The following is a 25180-nucleotide window of genomic DNA, read 5'->3' on the forward strand; positions in this document are numbered from 1 at the left end:
GTGGGGGGAAACGCTGGGGGAACGCATCCCGGCGACGCCATGCCGGGTTCGGATCAGCTACGGCCGACCACGATCAGCTGCGCGAGAAGGGTGATGCGAGGACGCGAAAAGAGGGCGCCCGGACGCAAAGAGAGAAAAGAGGGAGAAAGTGGGGGAGAGAGGCGTCAGCGGCCGCGGCGACACGCGGCGGAGGCCACACGCAGCAGGTCGATGTGACCGCGCGAAGTGAGCATGACTGGACGCAACATGCGCTCGAACGTAACCAGATGGCCCGGTAGGGTCAATGGCGTCTCGCGGAGTGGACTCCCGGTATCGCGGAACGGTCGGTCGCTCCCGCGTGCGGCTCGGCGGGTGGGCGAGGATGGAACCATGTCCGATGCTTTCACCACGCGAGTCCTGAACGTCGCCTCCGGCTCCCGGGAGACGGTGGTCGACCTCACCCACGAGTGCGAGGAGTTTCTGCGGGAGGCCGCCGCCGGACGGGGCGGCCTCCTCAACGTCTTCGTCCCTCACGCGACTGCCGGAGTGGCCTTGATCGAGACGGGCGCCGGCAGTGACGACGACCTCCTCGCCGCGCTCCACTCCCTGCTCCCCGCGGACGACCGCTGGCAACACCGTCACGGCAGCCCCGGCCATGGCCGCGACCACGTCCTCCCGGCGTTCGTCGCTCCCCATGCCACTCTGCCGGTCGTCGACGGACGGCTGGAGCTGGGCACTTGGCAGTCGGTGTGCCTCGTCGACACGAACAGGGACAACGCGGACCGAAAGGTGCGGCTGTCCTTTCTCGCGGGCTCCTGACTCGGCCGACGTACCCATTCACCCGTCGCCGACGCGGTCCCTCAGCCGGCGATCGAGTCCAACTGCTCCACAGCGGGCCTGAGCTCCCAGAGGTCACCGCCGGGTGGTGGCTCCAACCGGGGCACCACCGCTCGCGCTTCGGGGTTCCCGGCGTCCGCGGCCGCGTGCACCACGTCGGTGGCCGCGTACCGGCGGAACCCCAGGTCCGGATGCGGCCAGGGGGCGGCTCCGGAAGCGGCGGGCAGCAGGTAGTCGACTGCCTTGAACAGGCTCTGCCCGTCGGGACCTTCGTACGACCACAGGTTCACTCCCACGTGCCGTCCGATGGCGGCCAGGCGTGTGTACGCGACCAGAGCGAACGTCGAGTAGTGCCAGCTCCGCGTCCTCGTGAGCTCCTGCGGCTGGCTGCCGTCCGCGGCGATCTGCGCGTCGATGCGCTTGGCGCGGGCGTCGAGGACGATCCGGCGCGTCAGCGCCTTGTCGCCGGTCGCGTGGGCGAGTGCGGCGAGTTGCATGTCGTGGAAGGTGCCGTGGTTGTTCTTCGCGGCGCCCTCCTCCTTGCCGAATGCGCTGTTCGCCAGCCAGTCACGGAAGTCGACGTTCCACGCGTGCATCGCGGAGCGGTCCTGTCGGGTCCAGCCCGGGGCTCCCGTGTTGAGGATCGCGATGGCGTCGAGGACGCTGGTGAAGGACTGTGAGAAGTCGATGATGCCGATCGCCCGGCCGTCGTACATGCAGGGGATGAACTGGGCGTGGTTCAGATGGGGGTTCATCCGGGTGGCCGGGTCGAGGAACCAGGTGCGCAGCACCGATGCGGCCTTCTCCGCGTACTTCCGTTCGCCGGTGTAGTACCAGGCGAGGGAGAGGTCGTACGTGGAGTCGAAGACCTTCTCCATGTCCTGGCGGTCGGTTCCGGTGTCGACCTCCGGATTGCGCTCGCCGTCGCGCTGGACGTACGGGCAGCCCCAGGGGTTGTCGGTGGTCCTGGGCTGTGAGGGCCACCAGTACGGGGCCTGGCTGAGGTAGTCGTGGACGTCACCGCCGGGCGCGGGCCGCGGTTTGTCGACGACCGTCCAGGGGCCCTTGTCGAGCCAGGTGTCGGCGCGTGTCGTCAACTGTCTGAGCGTACGCCGCAGTCGGTGATCGCCGCGGTCGAGTCGGAGCTTCGTCTGCTGGAGCCGCGCGCCGTCGAGGACCGTGGTCTGCGGGGCCCTCGGCGTCGGGTGGGCCGAGGCGGCTGGGATGACGACCGCGGTGAGGGTGGCCACCGTCACCAGCAGGGTGGCTAAGCGAGGTCTTGCACTCATCGAGTTCTCCAATCATCCATGTGAACGGAGTTCATGAGAAAGACCGCGTGAGCCTAGGTGTAGCTTGTTGAGGTTGCAATGCATCCGACAGTGGTTCATGGATGCGTAGTCAGATCACATGGGTGGTCAACCGGCGCACGGAAGCGCGCGGTGGTAACTCGGTGCTGGGCGTCTTGTGAAGGCGCTCGGTCAGAGTGCGGAGTTCTGTTTCAGGACCGACACCGCGGCCACGGTCCGGTAACCGCGCCATTCGAGGGCGGCGGCCGGCGAGTGGCTGGCGAAATCGACCAGCCAGCCACCGTCGTCCTGCTGTCCGGCAGCCAGTCGACTCAGGTCGGCGTCGACGACGTCCGGGGCGTACAGCCTGCGTGCGGGACGACGCGGAGTGGGGGCGACGTCGAGCGGTCGGATCACCTCGTCCGCGGCACCGCCTTCGACGGGCAGCAGGCCGTTGTCGGGGATGAACCGTCGGAGGCGGTCGAGCAGGGCGCCCGCCTCCTGGCGGATCTCGGACACGGCGTCGAGGAAGCGGATCGCGAACGACAACTCGATCGCGTGGGGCCTGTCGCCGATCGCTTCGATGGCGGTCAGGCAGTACCGCGTCGCCCGGTCGAGCCAGGGATGGGCGGCGACGGCCGGGTCGTGCGCGGCCACCCGCAGGGCGCCGCCGACCGCGAACGCCGTGCTCTGCAGGGTGGAGACCTTCGGGTCGGCCTGCGCCCAGAACGGCGCGCAGCCACTGGCGTCCTTGACGGGCAGCGCAAAGGGCAGGCCGCCGTCGGGCAGGGAGACCGACGCCAACCAGTCGCACAGGCGCGCCGCGTGTGGTGTCGTGGCAGGAGCGATGTCCTCGAACACCTCGAAGGCGTGCAGCGCGCCCGCGGGCTGGCTCTCGGGTGCACGGAGGTCCGGCTCGAGCCCCCAACCGTACCCGCCGTCCGGATTGCGGTAGCCGTCGACGGCGGCGAGGACGGAGCCGGCGTCGGCTTCGCCGAACAGCAGCTCGAACCGTCGACGGTCGAGCACTCGGGCATGTGCGGTCATGAAGGAGGCGGCAGCGGAGAGATCTACGTTCATGCACCCACCGTGGCACCGTTCCAGCCGTCCGGCTTGAACGTTTCGGACGTGTCTGCAAAGAGCCCGGAAGGTCACCGGGGTGTGGGCTCGTGGGAGCCGACCGTCGTACGCCACAACTCCCGTGCTTCGGCCGCCGCTTGCGGCGCCGACAGGAGCAACGGCTCGTCGTACGCCGGGAGTCGCGGCATCGCCACTGCGCCCGCTTCCGTCGCGATGAGCAGGGCCGGCAGACCGTCCACCGGATGGAACTCGCCGATCGCCGCGGCGGTCGCCCGGCCCGCCGCGACCTGGGCCAGGGACAGGGCGGTCGAGCCCATCACCCGTGCCGTGCAGTGGCGGGCGGCCAGTTCGGTCAGCAGGGCGTCCAGGCCGGGCCAGTGCGCGTGCGCCGCCCACTCCGTCAGGAACACGTGGCCCGTCAGCGTCGTGTGGTCCGCCGCCCGGATCGGTTCTCCGTTCAGGTGTGCGCCCCCGCCTCGCACCGCTGTGAACACCTCGCCGCGCCACGGGTCCGCCACCACGCCCAGCAACGGGGCGCCGTCCGGCTCCGCCAGGCCCAGGGAGAAGGAGCACCAGCCCAGTCCGTGGGCGTAGTTGGTCGTTCCGTCCACGGGGTCGATCAGCCAGTGCGGCGCGCCCGGGGCGGCCTCCTCAACGCCGTACTCCTCGCCGGTGATGCCCCAGTCCGGGAACTCCCGCCGCAGCACCGCCCGTACGTGCGCCTCCACCTTCTCGTCCGTGTCCGTGACGATGTCCGCCGGGCCCGCCTTCTGCCGGATCGGGCCCCCGGCCCCTCCGCCGCCGCTGCGGATCGTCTCCGAGGCCCACTCGGCCAGCTCCACGGCCACCCGCAGAGCGCCGTCCAGGGCATGGCCGGTCACAGCTCTCGTCACCCGGAGATCGTACCGGTCGGAGGAACGGGTTCACGCCAACTCGAAGATCATGTACAGGGCAGCCCTTAGAATGGCAGGCCGTAGTGCTCGCATGCGCACGGAGTTGCGTTCACCGCAGGGAGAGTGCCCATGGGGGCCGCACGTACAGCGTCCGACGGTGGGGTCCTGGACGGTCAGTCCGCCGGCCCCATGGTGCCGCGACTGGCGCTGGGCGCACGGCTGCGCAGACTGCGGGAGGAGCGGCACATCTCCCCTGAGGCCGCTGGGCATGTCATCCGCGCCTCCCGATCCAAGATCAGCCGAATGGAGGGAGGCCGTCACGGGTGCAAACCGCGTGACGTGGCCGATCTGCTCACCCTCTACGGAGTCACGGACGAGGCCGAGCGCGCTTCCTTGCTGACGTTGGCCGAGCAGACCAACACTCCCGCCTGGTGGCAGTACTACAACGACGTGGTGCCCGCCTGGATGCAGAACTACCTCGGGGTCGAACAGGCGGCGAGTCTCATCCGCTGCTTCGAGGTCCAACGTGTTCCCGGCTTGCTGCAGACCCGCGACTACGCGTGGGCCTCCGTCCGGCTTGCCCACCCGGGCGCCACCGCGGGGGAGATCGATCGCCGAGTCACGCTGCGGATGACACGCCAGCGGATCCTGCACCGGCAGCCGGCGACCCGGTTGTGGGCCGTGATCGACGAGGCGGCGCTTCGTCGCCCGGTGGGCGGCATCCGTACGATGCGCGCCCAGCTCAGGCACCTCATCGAGATCTGCCGGCTTCCGCAGGTCTCCCTCCAGATCATGCCGTTCCTCGCCGGCGGCCACGCCGCGGAAGGCGGCCCGGTCACCATCCTGCGCCTGCCCGGTGGTCAGTTGCCCGACGTGGTCTACCTCGAACAACTCGCCACCGCCCTGTATCCCGACAAGCCGGCCGAGATCGAGTGCTACTGGGATGCCATGAACCGCCTGGTGGTCGAAGCCGCGTCACCGGACGAGACTCCGACCATCCTCCACCGCATCCTCCAGGAGACCTGATCCCGGTCCCCTCCTCGCGTTTCAGCGCTTCAGGGCGACACCACCGTACTGATGAACCTCCGCCGGGAGGCCCCAGGCACCGGCGTCAGGACGCCAGCGCGAGCATGACGTCACGCCCGGTTCGAGCAGTTCCAGACCGTCGAAGTAGCGCTCGATCTGCTCGGGGCTGCGAAGGATGTACGGGAGCGAGCCGCCCTCGTTGTACTGCTGGATGGCCTTGACGTAGGACTTGCTGGTGCTGGTGCTGTCGTACTGCACGAAGTAGCTGCCGGAGGGCAGGGCGTCCACCAGTTGCCGCACGATCGAGCACGCCTCGTCGTGGTCCTCGATGTGGCCCAGGATGCCCATCAGCATGAGGGCGACGGGCTGGTCGAAGTCCAGCGTCTTCGCGGCCTCCCGCACGATCGTTTCCGGCTCGCGCAGGTCGGCGTCGACGTAGTTGGTGACACCCTCCGGGGTGCTGGTGAGCAGCGCGCGGGCGTGTGCCAGCACCAACGGGTCGTTGTCGACGTAGACGATCCGGCATTCCGGGGCCACCCGCTGGGCGATCTGGTGGGTGTTGTCCACGTTGGGCAGCCCGGTGCCCACGTCCAGGAACTGCCGGATGCCCTCCTCGGCGGCCAGATGACGCACGGCGCGGGCGAGGAAGTACCGGGCGGCACGGGCTCCGGTCTCGATACCGGGGAAGATCTCGCGGAACGCGTCACCGGCCACACGGTCGACTTCGTAGTTGTCCTTCCCGCCCAGCCAGTAGTTCCAGATCCGGGCCGACTGCGGCACGGAGGTATCGATCTTGGAGAGCGCCCCCTGCTCGGAGTTCTCTGCCTCTTCAGTCATGGACGCTCCCCGCGTGTAGGTGGTGTGAGACCCACGAATCCGTCGAACACCGGTCGTGTACGCCCACGTTATTCCTCACGGCTCGAATCAGGTGAACCGCCTGCATCAACTGTCACTGTTCGGCCGTCTGTTGGCTTGTTTGTCTCCCTCCGGCGTGGCCGAGGACGACACGGCGGCTCAGGACGACTGGGCCGTCCGGTAGAGGTTCTGCGCGTCCGCGCCGAAGTACGGGCCGTACATGGCCGTCGGCAGGAAGTTGTACTTGAAGCTGTTCACGGAGGACAGGAGCCCCGTTCCGGTGGCCTCGTCGAACTGGGTGAACCAGGGGCCGCCGCTGGAGCCGCCGGTCATGTCGCAGGTCAGGCCGTGGTCGTCGGACAGCAGGAAGTCCCGGTAGGTGGTTCCGCTGCAGTAGACGAACTTCTCGCCGTCGTACGGATCGGCGGCGGGGAAGCCGAAGGCGTACATGGCCTTGTTGTAGCCGGTGTTGAAGGCCAGGCCCTGGCCGCCGACGACCTCGGTCAGCTTCTTGCCGTCCAGCGGCGCGACCACGGCCGCACCGATGTCGTAGTTGATGTCCTCACTGGCCGTCCACTGCGGTGTCGACAGGGTCTTGGCGGCCGTCCACGTGCCGTACGGCGCCTGCCCGTCGTGGTAGCCGGGGACGAACACCCAGTTGGTGTGCCAGGCCCCCTCCAGCTTGACGCAGTGCCCGGCGGTGATCACCGTGCTCTTGTTGGCGCTCGTGACGGCGTTGCCGGAGCAGGAGGCGGTACGGCCCTGGTAGGTGAAGAACACGCGCCCCGCGGTCCGCACCACGGCGCCGCCCCCGGTCCAGGGCTCGCCGCCGTTGGGTATCGCCAGTGGCCCGGCGGCGGAGGTGGGTGCACTGGGCGCGACCTCGGCCTTCTCGCCCTTGAGAGGGGTCGATGTCCTCACCGCGGAGCGGTCGACGGACAGCAGGTCGAGCGGTACGGCCCGACGCATCCGTTCCGGGCTCCAGAAGTCACGGGCGTGTTCCTGCGCCGAGCGCGCCACCACCCCTGGTTCCGGTGCGGCGGCGCTCGCCGGTGTCGCTGTGACACCCGTGGCCAGCAGTGCGGCAACACCGGCCAGAACGCCGAGAAGGGTGTGGCGAGCGCGGGCGCCGCCGGATGAGTGAAGCCTGCTGAGGCTGCCTTTCACGCGGTCTCCTTCTGCGGTGGGGCCGGGCGGTGGAGGGCCAACCGCCCGGTCGAGCAGGGGTGTTACTGCGCGCAGTCAGAAAGGCAGCCTGCCACCGGAAAGCCGAGTTCGACAGGTGCACGTCATGGCCTGACCGAAAAGCCACACACCCCCCGCGTCGACGACACGAGACGACACGAGGGGACCACTCTCCGGCGGATGTCGTCGTGGGCCTACGGCTTGATGCCCACCCCGGTCCACAGGCTGACCTCGGCGTCCGTGAGTGCGGCGTCGCCGACCGGGGACTCCGGGCGCCAGCGGTGACCGACGGTGACGCCGGGGTCGAGGAGGTCGAGCCCGTCGAAGAAGCGCGCGACGTCCTTCTGGGAGCGGAACTGCACGGGCGTCCCGGCGTTCGTGTAGATGTCGGTGACCTTCTGCCAGGTGGCCGGGTCGAAGTCGGGCGTGCAGTGGCTCAGTGCCAGGGCGCTGCCCGAGGGGAGGGCGCCCAGCAGGCGGCCCACGATCCCGTACGGGTCCTGGGCGTCGGTGATGAAGTGCATGAGCGCGTTCAGGGACAGGGCCACGGGACGGTTCAGGTCCAGGACCTCGGCCAGCTCGGGGGCGTCCAGGAGCGACTCGGGGTCGTTGACGTCCGCCTCGATGTAGGTGGTGCGCCCCTGGGGCGTGCTGCGCATGAGGCGCTCGGCGTACTTGAGGACGAGGGGGTCGTTGTCGGCGTAGACCACCTTGGCCTCGGGCACCACGGCCTGGGCCACCTGGTGCAGGTTCGGCTCGGTGGGGATGCCGGTGCCTATGTCGAGCCACTGCCGGATACCGTGCTCCTGCGCGAGGACGCGGGTGGCCCGGTGCATGAAGGCACGGTTCTCGCGGGCGCACACGAAGATGCCGGGGTAGGCCGCGGCGACCGTCTCGGCCGCCTTCTCGTCGATGTCGAAGTGGTCCTTGCCGCCCAGGTAGTAGTCGTACATGCGGGCGGAGTGCGGCCGACTGGTGTCGATGTCCCGCGCGGCGTGGGGGGTGGTCATGCTGTTCCCTTCAGTGGTGTGCGTCGGCGTGCCGGGCGGGTCGTGGCCGGGACGGGCCCGGACCTGCCGGCTCGTGCTCTGGTTCAGCCGGCCGCCAGGTGATCGGCGAGGCCCTTCTTGACCCCCGCGACGAACGCGGCGATCTCCTCCGGTGTGTAGATCAGCGCGGGTCCGGCGGGATCGGCCGACTGCCGCATGGCCACGCGGCCGTCGGCGAGTTGTTTCGTCTCCACGCACTGACCTCCGTTGGGACCGCTCCAGGGGCGCTCCCAGCCCTGCTCGCCGAGGGCGGACGCGGGCATCCCGTTGTAGACACTGCCGTCGGTGATGGTCATGAGTACTCCTTCCGCATGCGGTTCAACAGGGCCTTGCTGTCCGCCGAGGAGGTCAGCAGGGACATCCGGTTGTGCGCCTCGAGATGGGCCGAGACGTCGGAGCGCTGGTCGAGATACATGGAGCCGGAGAGGATCTCGCTGTAGACGATGTCGGGCAGCTCCCGCTCCTCGAACCGGAAGTAGGTGAACGGGGCGCACACCCCGACATGGGCGCCCGCGGAGAACGGCACGATGTCGACGCTGACGTGGTCCAGCTCCGAAGCCGCGAGGAGCCGGTCGATCTGCTCCCGCATCACCTCGGGCCCGCCCACCGCGCGGTGCAGGACCGCCTCCTCCATGACGACCCACAGAGTGGGCGGTTCGGCTTTCTTCAGCAGGCTCTGGCGACGCAGCCGCAGGTCGACTCTTCGCTCCAGGTCCTCGTCACTGTCGTGGGGGAAACCCGCGCGCAGCAGGGCGCGTGCGTATCCGTACGTCTGCAGCATCCCCGTGACGTAGTGGGGTTCGTAGGTGCGCAGGGTCTTGGCGCCGGTCTCCAGACTCACGTAAGCGGTGAACCAGGTGGGCAGCACATCGCGGTACGGGTGCCACCAGCCGGGACGGTTGGCCCGCTCGGCCAGCGCGATGAACTCGTCGATCTCCTGCTCGTCGGCTCCGTAGGTCTCCAGCAGCTTCTCGACATAGAGGGGCTTCAGGGCCACTTCCGCCTTCTCCAGGCGGCGGATGGTCAGAGGCTTCACGCGCAGGGCCTTCGCGGCGTCGTCCAGCGACACCCCCGCGCCCTGCCGCATGTCCTGCAGCCGCTTGCCGAGGATCATGCGGAGCACGGTCGGTGCGCTGGTCCCGGCGCCGGAACGAGCCTCGCTCACGCTCTACCTCCTGAGGGCTGTCATGAACACGAGTCTGACAGTGACTTGTTGATGCTGCCAGACGGAAACCACCAGCCGGATACCGCCTTCCTGAAATTATCAGGCAGGCGGTTGCAGCCTGAACTGGCCTGTGAGCATAGTTACTTGTGTGAGTGATCTCGCCGGGCAACGAGCGGCCTGCTCGTCAACTCCCCACCCCACTCCCGGAGTTGGCGCCCGGCAGGCACGTTGCTCACCCTCCCCGTCTCCTCACTGCGCCCCCCCACGACGGAAGGCGACGCCGTGTCCCCCCACACGACTTCCTCCCCCCGGCTCCTGGACGTCGCGAGCCCGGATCGATCGCACTGGCTCGACCTCCCGGCGCGGCGTTCCAGCGTCAGAGCCGCCCGCCACTCCATGAGCGCGCGGCTCACCGCGTGGCGTCTGCCCGGTGAGCTGTGCGCCGACGTGGAACTGCTCGTGTCCGAGCTCGCCACCAACGCCGTACGCCACACGGGCAGTGCGCGGTTCCTGTGCGGCATCGGGCTCATACCGGACGGGTGCCTCCGCCTCGAGGTGCACGATCAGGACGGCACGGGCCGCGGGCTGCCCAGATGTGAGCCGGGCCCCGACGACGAGAGCGGCCGCGGACTGCTCCTGGTGCGGGAGATCGCGGACGCCTGGGGAGTCGACCGCTCGCTGCTCACCGGCGGGAACGCCGTGTGGGCGACCCTGGCCGCACCCCTCTGACCGCCGCCGTTGTGACCGGACAGTAACAAGTTGCGCCCCACGTCCTCCCTGGCAACGTGGTGTGGGGTAGGGTCCCCACGTTTCGTAGCTACCGACCGACAGTGCGCCGGTACGGGGAGTGTCGGAGGGGGCAAGGTGACGGAATCCCACCTGGGCGACGGCAGGTGCGTGGATCTGGACGGGACGAGGGACGACGCCCGGTTGGAGGCGCTGTCGCCGCAGCCGCTGCTGACCCGGGACTACGAGACACGCCCCTCGCTCGTGTACGAGCGGCTGAGGCAGCAGCACGGCCCGGTCGCGCCGGTCGATCTGCTCGGTGTGCCCGCGTGGCTGGTCCTGGGCTACCGCGAGGCACTCCGGGTGCTCCAGGACGACGACGGGTGGCCGAAGGGGCTGGAGAACTGGCGCGCCCGCTCGGAGGGCAGGGTGCCGGCCGACTGGCCGCTCGGTCCGTCCCTGGAGGTCAACCACGTGCTGATCCAGGGCGGCCCGGGATACCGGCCGTTGCGGACGGCGTGGGACGCTGCCCTCAAACCGTTCCAGGACCCGCGCAACGCCCAGGCGAACCGGCTGAAGGCGGCCGTCACCGCCTACGCCGACGAACTGATCACGTTGATAGGCCAGGGCGGCGGCACGGGCGTGGCGGACCTGTCCGCCCAGTTCTCCCGGCCGCTGCCGCTGATGGTGGCCAGCCATCTGCTCGGCTTCCCCGGCTCACAGGGCGACGACGCGCTGATGGACATGTGGCGCGTCCTGGACGCGGGCCCGGACGCGGAACCCGCTCTGGAGCGGCTGCTGGCGACGCTCGCGGAACTGGCGGCGGTGAAGCTGAAGGAACCGGGCGACGACTTCCCCTCGTACCTGCTGGCCGCACACCCCGACCTCAACCTCGACGAGCTGGCCCGCGAACTGTTCATGCTGCTGGGCATGACGTCCGACCACGTCGGCATCCTCGTCTCCAACACCGTGGTCGAGGTGATCTCGGGCTCGGGCGACGTCCGTGCCAGCCTGTCCGCCGGGATGGTCAGGGAGACGATGAACCGGGTGGTCATGCGCAAGCCGCCGCTGGTGAACTTCGTGCCGCGGTTCGCCGCCAAGGACACCCCGCTCGGCCGGTACACCATCCGGGCCGGCGACCCCGTGTGGGTCTCCTCCGCCGCCGCGCACGCCGACCCGCTCTTCGCCAACCATGTGGCGCAGGGCAGCACGATCAGCACCCGGGCCCATCTGTCCTGGGGGGCGGGCCCCCGCCAGTGCCCGGCGCGTGAACTCGCGTCGACGGTCGCGGCGGTGGGTGTGGGCCGGCTGTTCGAGCGGTTCTCCCACCTGGACCTCGCGCTCCCCGTCGACCAACTGCCGTGGCGCTCCTCCCCGTTCATGCGCGGACTGCGCTCGCTGCCCGTACGGTACGAGCTGGCCTCGCTGCCGGCGCAGCCGCCGGTGGACGCCCCAGCGCCCGAGACACCCGACACGGTGGTGCCGGACCCGTCCGTCCGGCAGCGCTCGTCGCTCTGGCGCTATCTGACGGGCCTCATCCGCGCGGGCCGTTGAACACGAGCACGAGCGATCACGGGGTCACTTCCATCCGTACGCGTACGCGGCGACCCAGGTGATGTCGAGCTGGGCGCTGCTCCCCTGGGCAGCGCCCGGCCCTTGCAGGGCGCTCTCGTTCTGGAGCACCCACGACAGGGGGCGGTCCGGTACGTCGCGGGTGTCGTGTCCGACCTGTCGGCCGTCCACGAAGAACCGCACGTGTCCGGGCGTCCACTCCGTCGAGACGGTGTGCCACTTGGTCCAGTCGTCGCTCCCGGGGAAGTAGCCCTGCTCGCCTCCGCCGCACGGATGGTGAAAGGCGGTGAGATCGCCGGTCCACTCTCCTTCGGGGTGGTCCATCTCGCAGCCCCCGCCGTAGTGCAGCCACGCGGACTTGTATCCCGGTGCGAGCTCGGTGACCCTGATACGGGCGCTGTACTTGCCGTACTTCATCTGCATGACAGCACGCGGCACCACTGCCGCAGCGTGCACGGGACCTCCGTCGTCGGGTCGCCACATCCTGATGAACATGCGTCCGTCGCCGTTCTGCGCGGGACCCACACTCACGGTGTCCTCCGGGTGGTAGACGCCCACGACGTCCCGGCCCCGGTCGCCCGCCGTGTCGCGCCAACCGGTCGGATAGGCCCACCAGTTGTCGCGGTACGTGCCGCTCAGGCCCCCGCAGTACGCGGCGGAGGTGTCGACGCGGTGGTCACAGTCGCTGAACGCGCCCAGCGGCACCCGGTCACCGTTGAAGTCCTCCGCGAGGACCTGCCAGAAGGGCCCGCAGTCGCCGCGTGGCAGTTCGACGCCGGTGGCGCGGCACGCGTCGGCCGGTCCCGGCGCTCCGTCGGCACGGGGGACACCGAGGAGAACGGCCAGGAGCATCAGACCCAGGGGTAGGAACAGGGCGCGTTTGCGGCGGTGGGGTGCCGCGTGTGAACCCATCGGGAGGCCCTCCGATCCTCGGCGTGGGAGGGAGCATCCTCGCGGTACGGCCGGTGCGACGCCATCCCCCGAGCGGGGCGCGTACCGGACTGCCGTACTCCGCCGTGGCCGGGGCGGGGAGCCGCCCCGGCCACGCGGCGGCCTCCCACACTGCCGGACTCAGACCTCCAGTTGGGACTCGATCCTCCTCAGCTGGTGGCGGGCCATCGCGAGGTTGGCGCGTCCGGCGTCCAGCACGAGGTAGAGGAAGAGGCCCTTGCCTCCCTTCCCCTTGAGGAGCCGGATCAGGTGGTACTGGGTGTCCAGGGTGATGAGGATGTCCTCGATCTGCTCCTTGAGGCCGAGGTGCTCCATGGTGCGCAGCTTGGCTCTGACGACGTCGGTGTTACCGGCGGCCGCCACGTTCAGATCGAAGGTGTTGCCGCCTCCGATGGTTCCGAGTGCCATCCCGCTGGTGTAGTCGACGAGTGCGGCGCCGGTCGCGCCCTCGATCGTCGAGAGGGCTTCCTTCAGCGCTGTTTCGGTGTTCGCCATGACGGGTGATGTTCCCTTCGTACTGCTGTCGGCCCGCTCGTGGTGCCGGGCCCGTGCTGAACTGTGGTGCGGTGAGAGGGGTACTGCCTACTGGTTCGGGGCCTCCCCGTTGGCTGAGCGCGGGGCGCGGTCGGCCCGTGCGGAGGGGGTCCTTACAGGAAGGGCGCCGCCGGTGGTGGTGGCGGGCGCCTGTTGGGGAGCGGGGGCGGGCTGGTGAACGGCGGACCCCAGCAGTTCACTGATGCGCTGACCGGAGCGGCGCCCTTCCAGGTGCAGCCGGCCGACGTTCACCCGTCCCTCGGCGAGCAGCGTCAGCACGGCGGACGGACCGGCCCTGTAGGTGGCCACATAGCCGTGCGCGCTGCGGACGAGCAGTTCGCGGAAGTCGCCCTGACCGGTGACGTCGGCGAATCTCAGGGCGATGCCCTGTGCGGCCGCGGTGAGGGCGGCCAGTCCCTCCGGCTCCACTCCCCGGGTCTCCTGCGCCAGCACGAGCCCGTCGACACTGGCCGCGAGGGCGCCGGTCAGCTGGGGCAGGCGGGCGAGGAGCCGGTGGAGCTCGTCGAGGACTTCGGCCTGGGCGGCCATGAGTTGTCTCCTCTCGGCGCGCTGTCGGATAGCGCGAATCACAGGGCCTCCAATGCGTTCTTGATCCGGCGCAGCAGGGAGACGTCGGGGGCGGCCGAGGTTTCCGGAAGCCGGGTGGGCGCGTTGGCGGCCCGCGGTGGTCGGCGGGCCGCCGTCACGATGCCGGCGGCGGCGAGACGGCGGACGTCGACGAGGGTGTGGAAGGCGGGCCGGCCCAGGGCACGGGAGATGTCGGCTGCCGTGCGCACCCCGTCGACAAGTTCGGCGACCGCGCGCTGACGCCGTGGCAGGCCTGTATCCAGGCCGAGACCGGTCTGTACGAGCGGTTGGGTGTCCGTGTCGTCCTCGGGCCAGATCTCGTTCAGCATCTCCCGTCGGCGCGAGGTCTCGCGCTGCACCGCGTCGACGGGCACGGGACGTACTGCCCCCATCCAGTGCGCCACCCCGTACCGGAAGCGAGCCGGGCCACCGCCCCGCCCGAGCACGAAGAACGCCGCGTCGTACAGCGCCCCGAGATGGCACAGTTCCAGCGCGCCCTCGGGGAAGTGGCCTCGGTCCACCAGGAACCGCCCCACCAGCTGTTGAGGTCCGGCCTCGGTCAGGGCCTCGCCCCACTGCTCCGGGGACAGGGCACCGCCCGCGGTGAGCAACACGTCGAGACCGGGGGTGTCCGGGCTCTCCGCGTGTATCACCTGTCCGTCGGACAGATAGAGAGTGCCCCGCTCCCTCATGAGGGAGCCGGTGGCCTTCTCGGCGGCGAGTCGGTGCAGCATCGGTGAGCCGACCGGAGGAGCGTCCGTGGTGGGACTCCTCTGAGGCATGCCGGGGGAGAGAGTCGTCAACGTGGTCACCCCAGAACCAGCTGCCGAGCCATCTCTCGCAGCCGGATGCGGGCCAGGGCCAGGTTGCCCTCGGTGCGGCCGAGCCACAGATACAGGAAGACGCTGCTGTCGAAGGTGGTGCGGACGAACTGCAGTACGTGGTAGCTGTCGCGGCTGCTGACGATCAGGTCCTCGACGGGAGTGTCGTCGTCGGACCAGTCGGAGCCGTCGGCAGGGGCGAAGGACTGGTACTCCGCCGCGATCCGGGCGAGCTCCGCCGTCTCGGCCGCGGTGGCCTCATGGTCACCGCTCTGCGACTCCCCGGCCGTGCCCAGAGCCAGACCGCTGGTCCAGTCGACCACGGCGGCACCTCGGGCGCCGGGCAGTTTCATGGCCTCCAGCAGACATTCGTCAATTCCGGGCACTGCTGATGTCCCTCCCGGTGTGCGTCGTCAGGAATCATGGAGAACCTAGACTCCATATGTGTGGCAAGTGTGATGACTCAGTCAACTTCCCGTGGAATATATGACTGATGGGTAGCTTCCCTTCACTTTATGAGGCTTCGTCAGGTGACTTGGTGATTCTTCGTCAGGTGTGGAGCCACTACGTGTTGAGGCTTGTGGGGCGGGTCCGGAGCACCACCTCGACCGACGACAGCGCGAACCGCACCGCGCCGGTGAGGACGGCGTCGTCGCCCAGCGCGGACAACTGCCAGCGCGGGGGGTCGACGAGGAGGCCGTCGGCGTGGTGCTGGGCGGCGGTCCGCAGGATCTCCGCCGCGGGGAGCCCGGCCGGGTCGGGGAAGAGTCCGGTGCCGAGGACGACCAGGGCCGGGTCCAGGGCGAGGAGGACCGGGGCGAGGCCGTCGGCCAGCCGCCGTCCGTAGACCTCGATGGCGGCGACCGCGTCCGGGTCGGCCGCGGCCGCGGCGCGGATGGTGTCGGCGGGCAGCGGGTCCAGGCCGGGGCGGTCTCTCCGGCCGTCGCCGGAGAAGTGGATGAAGCCGATCTCGCCGGCCGCGCCGTGATGGCCGCGCAGCAGGCGGCCACCGGTGATCACACCGGAGCCGAGACGTTCGCCGAGCAGGACGAAGACCATCTCACCGGTCGAGGGGTCGGGTGCCGTTCCCCCGGCCCCGCGCCACTGTTCGCCGAGCGCGGCCAGATTGGCGTCGTTCTCCACGGCGACCGGACACCCGAGGAGGTCGCGGAGGACGCCGACGATGTCCACCTCGGTCCAGGTGCGCAGGTTGTCGGCCTGGCGGACGCGTGTGTTGCCCCGGTCGACCAGGCCGGGGGTGCCGAGCGTGGCGGCCCACACCTGGGAGGCGCTCACCTCCGCCAGGTCCAGGGTGGCCTGGATCGCCGAGGTCACGGCCTGTGCGCGGGCCGGGCCCGAAAGGTCGGCGCGGACGGCGCGGCGCTCCACGGCGACCGGTTCGCTGTCGAGGTCGGCCAGGCAGGCGGTGACGGACCGGGGGCGCACGTCGACGCCGACCACGAAACCCGCGTGGGGACGGAAGCGGAAGCGGCGGGCCGGCCTGCCGGGGGAGCGCTGGCCTCGGGCGGACGGGGTCGGCGCTGCTTCGATCAGGCCGCTGTCGGCGAGCTCCTCCGTGATCGCCTCCACGGTCGGCCGGGAGAGGCTGGTCGCTCTGGCCAGCTCGGACAGCCGGGGATGCGGGTCGGCGGAGCGGACGACGGCGAGCACGGCCGCCGCATTGGTGGCGCGCAGATCGGCCACGCCCACGACCGAGGGGACCGCCGTCGGCGGTCCCGGCTCCGTGGCGCCGCTGAGCGGCCAGACGGCATCCGGCTCCGGTGAGGCGTCGGACCCGGAGTTCCTGGATGTGATCAAGGGTCAACCTCCTGTACACAGCCTGAGCCGTGGCCCTGCTGTCGGGAACAGCCCGCACTCGGCTCTTGACGCGCCATGGCCGGATCCCGATTATGAAACGCAACTGCTTTATTAAAACACCCCGGCGCCCTCGCACACCGGGCCCACCCACACCGGCCCACACACCGGCCACGCACCGCGCCCGCACCCACCGTGCCCGCGCACCTCCATGGCACTCGCCCTCGCGGCACTCCGAACCCCAGCGGTTCGCCGCAGGGCCTCACAGCTCTCCGCCTCGTCCTCCCTCCGTTCCAGGAGTCCGCCATGACCCACATCTCCACCCCGCTGTCCAGACGCGCGTTCCTCGCCGCCACCGGCCTGGCCGCCGCGGGCGGCTCCGCACTGCTCGCCGGGTGCAGCGACACCCTCACCCCCGGCGCCAAGTCCTCCGACGCGGGCAGCGCTTCGCCCGCCTCCACCGCCGTACCGACCGACAAGAAGATCACCCTGGTGGTCGCCGACGCGGACGACACCACGATGACCCCCGGGCTGCTCGCGGCCTTCCGCGAGAAGTACCCGAACATCACCTTCAAGCGCCAGTACACCGGCTGGGACGACTACCTCAAGAGCATCAACACCACGATGTCGGCCGACTCCGCCCCCGACATAGCCCAGTTCGTCTCCGGAATGAACAACCTGGTCAAGGGCCGTCTGCTGCTCGACGTCGGTGCCTACGGCAAGGCGTACGGCTGGACCGGCAAGTTCCCCGGCCTGGACCAGATCACCTTCAGCGCCGACGGGAAGACCGCCGGTACCGGAGCCCTGTACGGCGTGCCCGGCGGGCTGTCGTTCGAAGGCGTCTACTACAACAAGGCCAAGGTGAAGAAGCTGGGCCTGACCGTGCCCCCGGCCACCGTGGCCGAGTTGGAGGAGATGTTCGCCAAGGCCAAGGCGGCGGGAGAGACCGCGCTCGTCGAGGGCAACCTCGACGGCGGCCTCAACCACCCGTTCAACGTCCTGCTGTCGGTCTACCTGAAGCCGGAGGACCGCGAGGCCTGGGCGTTCGGCCACAAGGGCGCCAAGATCACCGGACCGGAGGCCGTGAAGGCCGCGACGACCCTCAAGCGCTGGGTCGACAAGGGCTATGTGACCCCCAAGGTCAACGGCACCAGCGACAACGACGCCACCGCCGCGTTCGCCGAGGGCAAGGGCGTCTTCCGGATCAGCGGCAACTGGGCCGCGGCGGCCGTCGCCAAGGGCCTCGGCGACAACGCCGGACTGTTCAACATGCCGCCGAGCGCCCGGGGCGGCTCCGTGCGCACCACCGGCGCGGGCGTCTACTACTGCGTCTCAAGCAAGTCGAAGAACCCGGCCGCCGCCGCGGCCTTCCTCGACTTCTGCGCGACGAAGCAGGCCTCCGCCGTCACCGCCAAGGCGGGCTTCATGGCCCCCGACGCCTCCTCGATGCCGCAGCAGAGCGGCCTGCTCGGCGACGTACTGACCAGCTGGCAGGGGATCGTCAAGGACTCCGGGCTCCAGCCCTTCGTCCAGAACGCCTCCACCCCGACGATGCCCGACACCGTGACCACGCAGCTCCAGCTGCTCGCCGGGGGCAAGGTCACGCCCGAGAAGTTCCTCGCGGCCCTCCAGGCCGACTTCGACCAGTTCCATTCCTGACCGCCCGCGCCACCCCGACACCCCGACTCGCCCGACTCTCCCGACCCGCCTGGGACGACATGACGACCACCACCACCCCACGGGCCACACCCCCCGTCCACAAAGGCACCGGTCCACCGGCCGGCGCACGGACCGCCACGCGCCGACGCCGCCGGGCCGTCGCGCTGCTGTACGTCCTGCCGGCACTGCTGCCGTACACGCTGTTCGCCGTCCTCCCGGCCCTGCACACCGCCTATCTGTCGCTGTTCGACTGGGACGGAGTGACCCTGCCGACCTTCGTCGGGTTCGACAACTACCGCCGGGTGGCCACCGATCCGCAACTGCGGGCGGCCGCCTGGCACGCGGGGGCGCTCATCGTCTTCTTCTCCGTCCTGCCCATCAGCCTCGGCCTGGTGTCGGCGGCGCTCGTCGCGCGCCGCTCCGGCCGGCGGGGCACCTCCCTGATCCGTACGCTGCTGTTCCTGCCGCAGGTCATCCCGCTGGTCGCGGTGGCCATCATCTGGCGCTGGGTGTACGCCGAGGACGGCACCCTCAACCAGGCGCTGCGGGCGATCGGCCTAGGACACCTGACCGACTCGTGGCTCGGCAGCTTCACCTGGTCGCTGCCGGCCGTGGGACTGATCGGGACCTGGGTGGTGGCCGGGCTGTGCATGGTGCTGTTCCTGTCCGGTACGCAGCGCATCGACCAGGAGATCTACGAGGCCGCGCGGATGGACGGTGCCGGTCCCGTGCGCGAGTTCTGGTCCGTCACCGTCCCGCTGCTGCGGCCGGAGATCGCGGTGGCCCTGTCGATCACCGTGATCGCCGCCCTGTCCAGCTTCGACCTGATCTACATCACCACCGGCGGCGGCCCCGGCAACAGCACCGTCGTGCCCGGCATCCTCATCTACCGGCTGGCCTTCGGCGGCGGCGCCGTGGGCCTGGCCAGCGCACTGGCCGTGGTGCTGACGGCGGTCATAGCGGTGGCCGTCGTCGTCATCAACCGGCTGTCCCGGGAGGCGCCATGACGGCACGTCAGGCACGTCAGCAGCGAGACGTGGCCGCACCCGCCGTGCTGGCGGTCTTCGTGGCCGTCGTCCTCGTCCCGTTCCTGTCCCTGCTCCTCGCGTCCCTCCAACCCGCGGGCACACCCCTGACCGGGCTCGCCTGGCCGGACGGCGTCCACCTGGAGAACTTCGTCCACGCCTGGTCCGCCGCGGGGTTCGGCCCCCTGCTGCGCTCCAGCGCCGTGATCGCGCTCGCCGTCGTCCCCGCGGCGGTCCTGTGCGCGACCCTGGCCGGATACGCACTGGCCACCATGGACGTCCCCGGCGGCGGCAAGTTGTATGGATACGTGCTGCTCGGGCTGTCCATCCCCACCGAAGTCACCGTCATCCCGCTCTACTACGACCTGCGAGCCCTCGGCCTCACCAACACCGTGCCGGGGCTGGCCCTCGCCGAGATCGCCGCCTTCATGCCGTTCGGCGTCTTCTGGATGCGGGCCCACTTCGCCACCATGCCGCGCAGCCTCATCGAAGCCGCACGGCTCGACGGGGCCTCCTCCTGGACGACGCTGTGGCGCGTCCTGATGCCCAGCTCCCGCCCCGCCGTGACCACCCTCGGCGTCCTCTACTTCGTGTGGAGCTGGAACCAGTTCCTGCTCCCGCTGATCCTGATCCAGGACCCGGCGAAACGCACCGCCCCCGCCGGGCTGGGCTTCTTCACGGGTCAGTACAACGTCGACGTCCCCCTGCTCGCCGCGGCCACACTGATCGTGATCGCCCCGGTCGTCCTCGTCTACCTCTTCTTCCAGCGGCACTTCATCAACGGCGTGCTCAGCGGCGCCCTCAAGGGCTAGGAGACCCCCACCAGATGGCACAACTCGACGTCGCGCTGATAGGAGCGGGCGGTATCGCGCGCACCCACCTGCCCGCATGGACCGCGCTCGGAGCCCGCGTCCGCGTCTACGCCCCCGACGGCCAGGCCCCCGCCCTGGCAAGGGAGTTCGGCCAGAGCGCGGCCGGCTCGCGGGAGGAGGCGATCGAGGGGGCGGACGTGGTGGACGTCTGCACCCCCACCGACACCCATCACGAGATCACCCTGGCCGCCGTCGCCGCCGGGGCACACGTCCTGTGCGAGAAGCCGCTGTCGCTGCACACCGCCGACGCCGAGGAGATGGCGGCCGCCGCGGACGCCGCCGGGGTACGGCTGTACCCGGGTCACGTGGTCCGCTGGTTCCCCGCCTACGCCAGGCTGCACGCGCTCGTCACCGGCGGGGGTCTCGGCAGGATCGCGGTGGCCCGCTTCACCCGCACGGGCCGCTATCCGACGTGGAGCGGCTGGTTCGCCGACCACGCACGCTCCGGCGGGATACTCGTCGACCAAATGATCCACGACATGGACATCGCCCGCTGGCTGTTCGGCGAGGTCGTACGCGTCCACGCGCAGCAGTCCGGCCATCTGACCGCCCCCGCGCCGGACGGCGCGGTCGCCACGGGGACCGTGGTCCTCACCCACGCGACGGGCGTCATCACACAGATCGTGGGCGTCTGGGCGCCACCGGCAACCCCGTTCCGTACGACGTTCCACATCGCCGGAAGCGGCGGAACCCTCCAGCACGACTCGCTGGCCTCGCCCGGGCTGCGGATCGTGGGCACGGCGGGAGCCGGGCCGGCCGAGGGCATCCCCGCGGGTGACTTCGGCGAGTCGCCGTACGTCGCCCAGATACGGGAGTTCGCCGACGCCTTCACGGGAGGGGCCGAGCCCCGGGTGAGCGCGGCCGACGGCGTGGCGGCCGTCCGTATCGCCGAAGCCGCCGCCGTGTCGACCCGGACCGGTCGGGCCGTCGACCTCGTCACGTCGCTGGAGGGAACGTCCGCATGAGGATCGCCGTACTGTCCTTCGCCCACGTCCACGCCCCGACCTACATGGAGCTGCTGCGCGACCGCGAGGACGTGGAACTGCTCACCGCCGACCCCGACGCCCCGCCGGACGACCCGGACCGGGGAGCGGCGCTGGCCGGACGGCTGGGCGTGCCCTACAGCGCCGACTGGGACGAGGTGTTCGCGCAGCGCCCCGACGCGGTCGTGGTGACCAGCGAGAACTCCCGGCACCGGCACTTGGTCGAGCGGGCCGCCGCGGTCGGCGCGCATGTGCTGTGCGAGAAGCCGCTCGCCACGACGGAGACGGACGCCCGGGCGATGATCGACGCGTGCGCCCGCGCCGGGGTCAGCCTGATGACCGCCTACCCCGTCCGTTTCGGCTCGGCCTTCGCCGCGCTGCACCGTGCCGTCGAGGAAGGTTCGCTCGGCTCGCTCGTCAGCGTCCACGGCTCCAACAACGGCTGGAATCCGAGCAGTTCACGGTCGTGGTTCGGGAACCGGGAGCTGGCCGGCGGCGGCGCGGTGATGGACCACACCGTGCACATCGCCGATCTGATGGACGTGCTGCTCGGCGGAGAACAGGCGGTGGAGGTCTACGCGCAGGCCAATGACCGCTTGAGGGACGCAGAGGCCGGCGACGCAGAGGCCGGCGACGCAGAGGCCGGTGTCGAAACGGCGGGGCTGGTCACCGTGCGGTACCCGGGCGGCGTCGTCGCCGGCATCGACTGCAGCTGGAGCCACCCGAAGGACCACCCCACCTGGGGCGGCCTGGCCCTGACCTGCGTGGCCGAGCGGGGGATCGTCGAGTTCGACGCCTTCCCCCGGCTGCTCGGAGGCTTCGACTCCACCACCGCCCGCTCCCGCTGGGAACCCGGCGGGGACGACCTCGACGGGGCCATGCTGGAGGAGTTCCTCGACGCGGTACGTACCGGTCGCCGCCCCCAGCCGGACGGGGAGGCGGGGTTGCGGAGCCTGCGGATCGTTCTGGCGGCCTACGAGTCACTGCGGACCGGACAGCCGGTGCCACTGCCCGAGCCGCAGGACACTGGTGGTGTCGCCCGTCTCGACGAGTGAAGTCGAGAGGTGAACTCGACGAGTGAAATCGGAGAGTGAATTCGACGAGTTGAGGAGAGCCGGTCATGACCACACCGTTCCCCACTGCCCGTGCCGTCAGGGCCACCCCGGAAGGCCTCCTGTGGGAGCCCAGCGAACGCTGGGTGCGCGGTCGTAAGGGTGACGTCACCGTCGTGGACAGCAGGCACCCCGTCCTGGTGTGGGAGCCCGACGTCCCGGTGCCGCTCTACGCCTTCCCTCGCGAGGAGGTCCGCCAGGACCTGCTGCGCCCCGCGAAGAATCCCTCGACAGGCGCGCACACCGGCTCCCTGATCTTCTACGACCTCGAGGTCGACGGTGATCTGCTGGAGAACGCCGCCTGGACGTTCCCCGCCGACGATCTGGCCGGCCACATCGCCTTCGAGTGGTTCCGGCGCAGCGGCAAGGGCCTCGACCACTGGTACGAGGAGGAGGAAGAGATCTTCATCCACCCCCGCGACCCGCACAAACGGGTGGACGCCGTCCCCAGCAGCCGCCACGTCCAGGTCGAGATCGGCGGCACGGTCGTCGCGGACACCCACCGCCCGGTCCTGCTCTTCGAGACCGGGCTGCCGACGCGGTACTACGTGCCCCGCGAGGACGTCCGCCTCGACCTGCTCGAACCCACCGACCACAGCACCGGGTGCCCGTACAAGGGCACCGCCGCGTACTGGTCGTTGCGGGGCGGCACCGACGTACCGCCGAACGTCGTCTGGAGCTACGCCGCCCCACTGCCCGCCGTGGGCGCCGTCCAGGGACTCCTCGCGTTCTACAACGAGGCCGTCGACATCACCATGGACGGCGAACGCCTGGAGCGCCCCGTCACCCCCTTCACCAAGGCGCTCTCGGCGCGGCCGGGCAACCGACAGTGAGGGCCCTCCTGCGCCCGGTCACACCTGTCCCGTGAGCAGCCGCTGCGGATTGGCTATGCGCAACGCGTACGCCGTGGCTCCCCCGAGCCCGAAGCCGGGATGCCGCGGCGGCTCCGCGTAGGGCCGGTCCGAGCCCTGGACGACGGCGTCGACACCCAGCGCGCGGACGATCGCCTCGACGGCGCGCGGACCGTACGAGGACGTCTCGACGAACACGTCCGGGTCCGCCTCGGCCCCGCCGCCACCCCGGGCGGCGAACCGCTCCCCGTGCAGCGGGGCGAGCCCGGCCAGCAGCGCGAAGCACACCCGCAGGTGTGGATGGCGCGGCCGGCCGAAGGCCCGGAAGGCGAACCAGGCGGCGTGCATCTGCTGGACGTACGGGACCATCGCGGGCCACCAGCCGGGCCCCTGCGGTTCGCCGGCCGCGGGTCCCGGGTGGACGAACAGGGGGAGGTCGCGCGCTTCGAGCAGGTCGAGCAGTGGGGCACAGCGCGCGTACCCGGTCGCGTCGGCCAGGGCGTTCGCCGGGAGCTGGAGGCCGGCGAAGCCCCGGTCGAGGTCCTTGGCCGTCGTGTCCGCGTCGATGTCCCGTACGCAGGCGGCGGCCCAGGCGCCGAACGGTTCGGGCAGCTCGGCCGCGCCCTCGTGGTAGGCGTCGAGCAGGGGGCGCGCCTCGGCTGCGGGCAGCCACTCCACGCCGATCGGGGCGGACAGCGAGACGAGCGCCTGGCCGAGGCCGTCGGCGGCGGCGAGCTGCGTACGCCGGGAGACGTCGTGGTCGGCGGGAGGGACCTCGTAGGGCGGCTCACCGTCCAGGAACAGGGTCCAGCCGTCCAGGTGGGGAGGGTCGCGGCGGTACCGCAGGGCCGCGACCAGTGAGGGGCTCCACAGGTGCTGATGCACGTCGACGTTGGTCATGACGGTCCTCCACGTCCACCCCGCAGGGCCGGTCGTCGGTACGAGTTCCCGGATCGCGCGGTGTCATGGGGTGTCTCCCCATGTCCGACCCGGCCAATTCTGAGCTGCGCATCCGTGGGGGAACATGGGCATTCCGGGCGCCCTGGTCTGATTTCGTGGGAACGTAACACGCCGTTCACGGTCGAGCATTGACTGCCATTCAGCCACCTATAACTCTGCATGACCATATGCAGTCGGGTAAGGGGCAGCCTTGATCAGATTCGACGCGGTGAGCAAGAACTATCCAAACGGCACCACAGCCGTGGACGATCTGTCCCTGGACCTGGCCGAGGGCGGCATCACGGTCCTGGTCGGCCCCTCCGGCTGCGGCAAGACCACGACGCTGCGCATGGTCAACCGCATGGTGGAGCCGACGGCCGGGAGAGTGAGCCTGCGCGGTCGGGACATCCGGGAGATCCGCGCACCCGAGCTGCGCCGTGGCATCGGATACGTGATCCAGCACGCGGGGCTGTTCCCGCACCGCACCGTCCTCGACAACATCGCGACGGTTCCGCTGCTGCTCGGGTGGAACCGGAAGAAGGCGCGGGCGCGGGCGGCGGATCTGCTGGAGCTCGTCGGTTTGCCGAGCGAGATGGGCAAGCGCTACCCGAACCAGCTCTCCGGCGGGCAGCAGCAGCGCGTCGGGGTGGCCAGGGCGCTGGGCGCCGACCCGCCGGTGCTGCTGATGGACGAGCCGTTCAGTGCGGTCGACCCCATCGTGCGGGCGGAACTGCAGGCGGAGTTCATCCGGCTGCAGAAGGAACTGCACAAGACGATCGTGTTCGTCACCCATGACATCGACGAGGCGATCAAACTCGGCGACAACATCGCGGTGTTCCGGACCGGCGGCAGGCTCGCGCAGTTCGACACCCCCGAACGGCTCCTCGCCCGCCCCGCCGACGAGTTCGTGGCCGACTTCGTGGGGCAGGACCGGGGCATTCGCCGGCTGTCCTTCGTCCAGGCGGCCGAGGTGCCGCTGCGGGACGGACCCGTGCTGCCGTCGACCGCTCCCGTGGCGCGGGCCAGGGCGGCGGACGAGCCCTGGGTACTCGTCGTCGACGACGAGCACCGACCGCTCGGCTGGGCCGCGGTCGCCGAACTGCCGGAGCACGGCACGCTCGCGGACGCGCCCCTGACGCCGCTCGGCCCCACGTTCAGCCTGGTCGGCGACTCGGCGCGGGCAGCCCTCGACTCGGCGCTCCTGTCGCCCTCCCGCCTCGCGGTGGGCGTGGACGCGAACGGCGCGGTCACCGGAGTCGCGGACGCCTACGAGCTGTCCGCCACGACGGCGACTGCCGAAGCGGCGGAGGCGCCCGAAGCGGCGGAGGCCGAGGCCGGTGGTGATCGGGCTGGGGGCGTGGAGGCCGGGGATGTGGG

Annotated in this window: 27 protein-coding genes; 11 read left to right on the plus strand and 16 right to left on the minus strand. The window is 70.4% G+C overall.

All coding sequences use genetic code 11. The features are described 5' to 3' along the window. Positions 1 to 164: 164 nt before the first annotated feature. The gene (locus FNH08_RS53965; RefSeq protein WP_407704377.1) at positions 165 to 371 is read right to left on the minus strand and encodes a putative leader peptide; all 207 of its coding nucleotides are present in this window, start codon (positions 369 to 371) and stop codon (positions 165 to 167) included. Between FNH08_RS53965 and FNH08_RS15150 the strand changes: the two genes are divergently transcribed. After that, positions 370 to 798 carry a YjbQ family protein gene (locus FNH08_RS15150; RefSeq protein WP_152772004.1) on the plus strand — a complete coding sequence of 143 codons (429 nt, stop codon included), beginning with the start codon at positions 370 to 372 and terminating at the stop codon, positions 796 to 798. The genes FNH08_RS53965 and FNH08_RS15150 overlap by 2 nt on opposite strands. Before the next feature lie 41 nt (positions 799 to 839). Here the strand turns inward: FNH08_RS15150 and FNH08_RS15155 are convergent, their stop codons facing one another. From FNH08_RS15155 to FNH08_RS15165, 3 genes are all read right to left on the minus strand, one after another. Further along, complete coding sequence (locus FNH08_RS15155; protein WP_152772005.1) at positions 840 to 2105, minus strand: alginate lyase family protein; 1266 nt, start codon at positions 2103 to 2105, stop codon at positions 840 to 842. Positions 2106 to 2294: 189 nt separating this feature from the next. Next, positions 2295 to 3182, minus strand: coding sequence for a hypothetical protein (locus tag FNH08_RS15160; protein ID WP_152772006.1), 888 nt, complete (start codon positions 3180 to 3182; stop codon positions 2295 to 2297). 71 nt (positions 3183 to 3253) lie between these two features. Next, positions 3254 to 4075 carry an inositol monophosphatase family protein gene (locus FNH08_RS15165; RefSeq protein ID WP_322724549.1) on the minus strand — a complete coding sequence of 274 codons (822 nt, stop codon included), beginning with the start codon at positions 4073 to 4075 and terminating at the stop codon, positions 3254 to 3256. 129 nt (positions 4076 to 4204) lie between these two features. On the opposite strand from FNH08_RS15165, the gene FNH08_RS15170 reads away from it, so the two are divergent. After that, on the plus strand, positions 4205 to 5101 hold the full coding sequence (locus FNH08_RS15170; RefSeq protein WP_228034137.1) for a helix-turn-helix domain-containing protein: 897 nt from the start codon (positions 4205 to 4207) through the stop codon (positions 5099 to 5101). Between the two features lie 21 nt (positions 5102 to 5122). Here the strand turns inward: FNH08_RS15170 and FNH08_RS15175 are convergent, their stop codons facing one another. The 5 genes from FNH08_RS15175 to FNH08_RS15195 all read right to left on the minus strand — a co-directional run bounded on the left by FNH08_RS15175 (position 5123) and on the right by FNH08_RS15195 (position 9355). Continuing rightward, positions 5123 to 5938 carry an SAM-dependent methyltransferase gene (locus tag FNH08_RS15175; protein ID WP_152772007.1) on the minus strand — a complete coding sequence of 272 codons (816 nt, stop codon included), beginning with the start codon at positions 5936 to 5938 and terminating at the stop codon, positions 5123 to 5125. A gap of 177 nt (positions 5939 to 6115) precedes the next feature. Next, positions 6116 to 7123 carry a trypsin-like serine peptidase gene (locus FNH08_RS15180; RefSeq protein ID WP_322724550.1) on the minus strand — a complete coding sequence of 336 codons (1008 nt, stop codon included), beginning with the start codon at positions 7121 to 7123 and terminating at the stop codon, positions 6116 to 6118. 212 nt (positions 7124 to 7335) lie between these two features. Then, positions 7336 to 8151, minus strand: a complete 816-nt coding sequence (locus tag FNH08_RS15185) for an SAM-dependent methyltransferase (RefSeq protein WP_152772008.1) — start codon at positions 8149 to 8151, stop codon at positions 7336 to 7338. Positions 8152 to 8234: 83 nt separating this feature from the next. Further along, the gene (locus tag FNH08_RS15190; protein WP_152772009.1) at positions 8235 to 8486 is read right to left on the minus strand and encodes a DUF397 domain-containing protein; all 252 of its coding nucleotides are present in this window, start codon (positions 8484 to 8486) and stop codon (positions 8235 to 8237) included. Next, positions 8483 to 9355: a helix-turn-helix domain-containing protein gene (locus FNH08_RS15195; RefSeq protein ID WP_322724551.1), complete on the minus strand. Its 873-nt coding sequence runs from the start codon at positions 9353 to 9355 to the stop codon at positions 8483 to 8485. The genes FNH08_RS15190 and FNH08_RS15195 overlap by 4 nt, the downstream gene beginning before the upstream one ends. Before the next feature lie 282 nt (positions 9356 to 9637). Here FNH08_RS15195 and FNH08_RS15200 point away from each other — a divergent pair, with 282 nt between their 5' ends. Next, positions 9638 to 10084: an ATP-binding protein gene (locus tag FNH08_RS15200; RefSeq protein ID WP_322724553.1), complete on the plus strand. Its 447-nt coding sequence runs from the start codon at positions 9638 to 9640 to the stop codon at positions 10082 to 10084. Positions 10085 to 10234: 150 nt separating this feature from the next. Further along, on the plus strand, positions 10235 to 11635 hold the full coding sequence (locus FNH08_RS15205; RefSeq protein WP_152772028.1) for a cytochrome P450: 1401 nt from the start codon (positions 10235 to 10237) through the stop codon (positions 11633 to 11635). Between the two features lie 24 nt (positions 11636 to 11659). Here the strand turns inward: FNH08_RS15205 and FNH08_RS15210 are convergent, their stop codons facing one another. The 6 genes from FNH08_RS15210 to FNH08_RS15235 form a co-directional block, all read right to left on the minus strand. Beyond that, positions 11660 to 12565, minus strand: coding sequence for a glycoside hydrolase family 16 protein (locus FNH08_RS15210; RefSeq protein ID WP_152772011.1), 906 nt, complete (start codon positions 12563 to 12565; stop codon positions 11660 to 11662). Between the two features lie 159 nt (positions 12566 to 12724). After that, positions 12725 to 13099 carry a hypothetical protein gene (locus FNH08_RS15215; RefSeq protein ID WP_152772012.1) on the minus strand — a complete coding sequence of 125 codons (375 nt, stop codon included), beginning with the start codon at positions 13097 to 13099 and terminating at the stop codon, positions 12725 to 12727. Between the two features lie 87 nt (positions 13100 to 13186). Beyond that, complete coding sequence (locus FNH08_RS15220; RefSeq protein WP_152772013.1) at positions 13187 to 13687, minus strand: roadblock/LC7 domain-containing protein; 501 nt, start codon at positions 13685 to 13687, stop codon at positions 13187 to 13189. A gap of 38 nt (positions 13688 to 13725) precedes the next feature. After that, on the minus strand, positions 13726 to 14508 hold the full coding sequence (locus FNH08_RS15225; protein WP_152772014.1) for a transcriptional regulator: 783 nt from the start codon (positions 14506 to 14508) through the stop codon (positions 13726 to 13728). Positions 14509 to 14534: 26 nt separating this feature from the next. Then, on the minus strand, positions 14535 to 14933 hold the full coding sequence (locus FNH08_RS15230) for a hypothetical protein (RefSeq protein WP_322724554.1): 399 nt from the start codon (positions 14931 to 14933) through the stop codon (positions 14535 to 14537). Between the two features lie 178 nt (positions 14934 to 15111). Then, positions 15112 to 16365 carry an ROK family transcriptional regulator gene (locus FNH08_RS15235; protein WP_152772015.1) on the minus strand — a complete coding sequence of 418 codons (1254 nt, stop codon included), beginning with the start codon at positions 16363 to 16365 and terminating at the stop codon, positions 15112 to 15114. Positions 16366 to 16668: 303 nt separating this feature from the next. Between FNH08_RS15235 and FNH08_RS15240 the strand changes: the two genes are divergently transcribed. The 6 genes from FNH08_RS15240 (at position 16669) to FNH08_RS15265 (ending at position 22846) form a co-directional block, all read left to right on the plus strand. Continuing rightward, positions 16669 to 18021 (plus strand): ABC transporter substrate-binding protein, encoded by a 1353-nt coding sequence (locus tag FNH08_RS15240; protein ID WP_152772016.1) that lies wholly within the window; start codon positions 16669 to 16671, stop codon positions 18019 to 18021. A gap of 59 nt (positions 18022 to 18080) precedes the next feature. Beyond that, on the plus strand, positions 18081 to 19028 hold the full coding sequence (locus FNH08_RS15245; protein ID WP_152772017.1) for a carbohydrate ABC transporter permease: 948 nt from the start codon (positions 18081 to 18083) through the stop codon (positions 19026 to 19028). Continuing rightward, positions 19025 to 19858, plus strand: a complete 834-nt coding sequence (locus FNH08_RS15250) for a carbohydrate ABC transporter permease (RefSeq protein WP_152772018.1) — start codon at positions 19025 to 19027, stop codon at positions 19856 to 19858. The genes FNH08_RS15245 and FNH08_RS15250 overlap by 4 nt, the downstream gene beginning before the upstream one ends. A 14-nt stretch (positions 19859 to 19872) precedes the next feature. Continuing rightward, positions 19873 to 20883: a Gfo/Idh/MocA family protein gene (locus FNH08_RS15255; protein ID WP_152772019.1), complete on the plus strand. Its 1011-nt coding sequence runs from the start codon at positions 19873 to 19875 to the stop codon at positions 20881 to 20883. Further along, entirely contained in the window at positions 20880 to 21956 is a 1077-nt protein-coding gene (locus FNH08_RS15260; RefSeq protein ID WP_152772020.1) for a Gfo/Idh/MocA family protein, read from the plus strand. Before FNH08_RS15255 ends, FNH08_RS15260 begins: the two co-directional genes overlap by 4 nt. Before the next feature lie 65 nt (positions 21957 to 22021). Continuing rightward, entirely contained in the window at positions 22022 to 22846 is an 825-nt protein-coding gene (locus FNH08_RS15265) for a DUF427 domain-containing protein (RefSeq protein ID WP_152772021.1), read from the plus strand. A gap of 18 nt (positions 22847 to 22864) precedes the next feature. Here FNH08_RS15265 and FNH08_RS15270 read toward each other — a convergent pair whose 3' ends face one another. Beyond that, on the minus strand, positions 22865 to 23764 hold the full coding sequence (locus FNH08_RS15270; RefSeq protein WP_152772022.1) for an amidohydrolase family protein: 900 nt from the start codon (positions 23762 to 23764) through the stop codon (positions 22865 to 22867). A 250-nt stretch (positions 23765 to 24014) separates the two neighbouring features. Between FNH08_RS15270 and FNH08_RS15275 the strand changes: the two genes are divergently transcribed. After that, a partial coding sequence (locus FNH08_RS15275; protein WP_152772023.1) for an ABC transporter ATP-binding protein occupies positions 24015 to 25180 on the plus strand: 1166 nt, incomplete at its 3' end.

This window comes from Streptomyces spongiae (assembly GCF_009377185.1).
Classification (GTDB): Bacteria; Actinomycetota; Actinomycetes; order Streptomycetales; family Streptomycetaceae; genus Streptomyces; species Streptomyces spongiae.

Bases quoted from the DNA above. Each gene is read 5' to 3' on its own strand.
- FNH08_RS15150 (WP_152772004.1), top strand. From the start codon at position 370: ATGTCCGATGCTTTCACCACGCGAGTCCTGAACGTCGCCTCCGGCTCC.
- FNH08_RS53965 (WP_407704377.1), bottom strand. From the start codon at position 371: ATGGTTCCATCCTCGCCCACCCGCCGAGCCGCACGCGGGAGCGACCGA.
- FNH08_RS15155 (WP_152772005.1), bottom strand. From the start codon at position 2,105: ATGAGTGCAAGACCTCGCTTAGCCACCCTGCTGGTGACGGTGGCCACC.
- FNH08_RS15160 (WP_152772006.1), bottom strand. From the start codon at position 3,182: ATGAACGTAGATCTCTCCGCTGCCGCCTCCTTCATGACCGCACATGCC.
- FNH08_RS15170 (WP_228034137.1), top strand. From the start codon at position 4,205: ATGGGGGCCGCACGTACAGCGTCCGACGGTGGGGTCCTGGACGGTCAG.
- FNH08_RS15175 (WP_152772007.1), bottom strand. From the start codon at position 5,938: ATGACTGAAGAGGCAGAGAACTCCGAGCAGGGGGCGCTCTCCAAGATC.
- FNH08_RS15185 (WP_152772008.1), bottom strand. From the start codon at position 8,151: ATGACCACCCCCCACGCCGCGCGGGACATCGACACCAGTCGGCCGCAC.
- FNH08_RS15190 (WP_152772009.1), bottom strand. From the start codon at position 8,486: ATGACCATCACCGACGGCAGTGTCTACAACGGGATGCCCGCGTCCGCC.
- FNH08_RS15210 (WP_152772011.1), bottom strand. From the start codon at position 12,565: ATGGGTTCACACGCGGCACCCCACCGCCGCAAACGCGCCCTGTTCCTA.
- FNH08_RS15215 (WP_152772012.1), bottom strand. From the start codon at position 13,099: ATGGCGAACACCGAAACAGCGCTGAAGGAAGCCCTCTCGACGATCGAG.
- FNH08_RS15220 (WP_152772013.1), bottom strand. From the start codon at position 13,687: ATGGCCGCCCAGGCCGAAGTCCTCGACGAGCTCCACCGGCTCCTCGCC.
- FNH08_RS15225 (WP_152772014.1), bottom strand. From the start codon at position 14,508: ATGCCTCAGAGGAGTCCCACCACGGACGCTCCTCCGGTCGGCTCACCG.
- FNH08_RS15240 (WP_152772016.1), top strand. From the start codon at position 16,669: ATGACCCACATCTCCACCCCGCTGTCCAGACGCGCGTTCCTCGCCGCC.
- FNH08_RS15245 (WP_152772017.1), top strand. From the start codon at position 18,081: ATGACGACCACCACCACCCCACGGGCCACACCCCCCGTCCACAAAGGC.
- FNH08_RS15250 (WP_152772018.1), top strand. From the start codon at position 19,025: ATGACGGCACGTCAGGCACGTCAGCAGCGAGACGTGGCCGCACCCGCC.
- FNH08_RS15255 (WP_152772019.1), top strand. From the start codon at position 19,873: ATGGCACAACTCGACGTCGCGCTGATAGGAGCGGGCGGTATCGCGCGC.
- FNH08_RS15260 (WP_152772020.1), top strand. From the start codon at position 20,880: ATGAGGATCGCCGTACTGTCCTTCGCCCACGTCCACGCCCCGACCTAC.
- FNH08_RS15265 (WP_152772021.1), top strand. From the start codon at position 22,022: ATGACCACACCGTTCCCCACTGCCCGTGCCGTCAGGGCCACCCCGGAA.
- FNH08_RS15270 (WP_152772022.1), bottom strand. From the start codon at position 23,764: ATGACCAACGTCGACGTGCATCAGCACCTGTGGAGCCCCTCACTGGTC.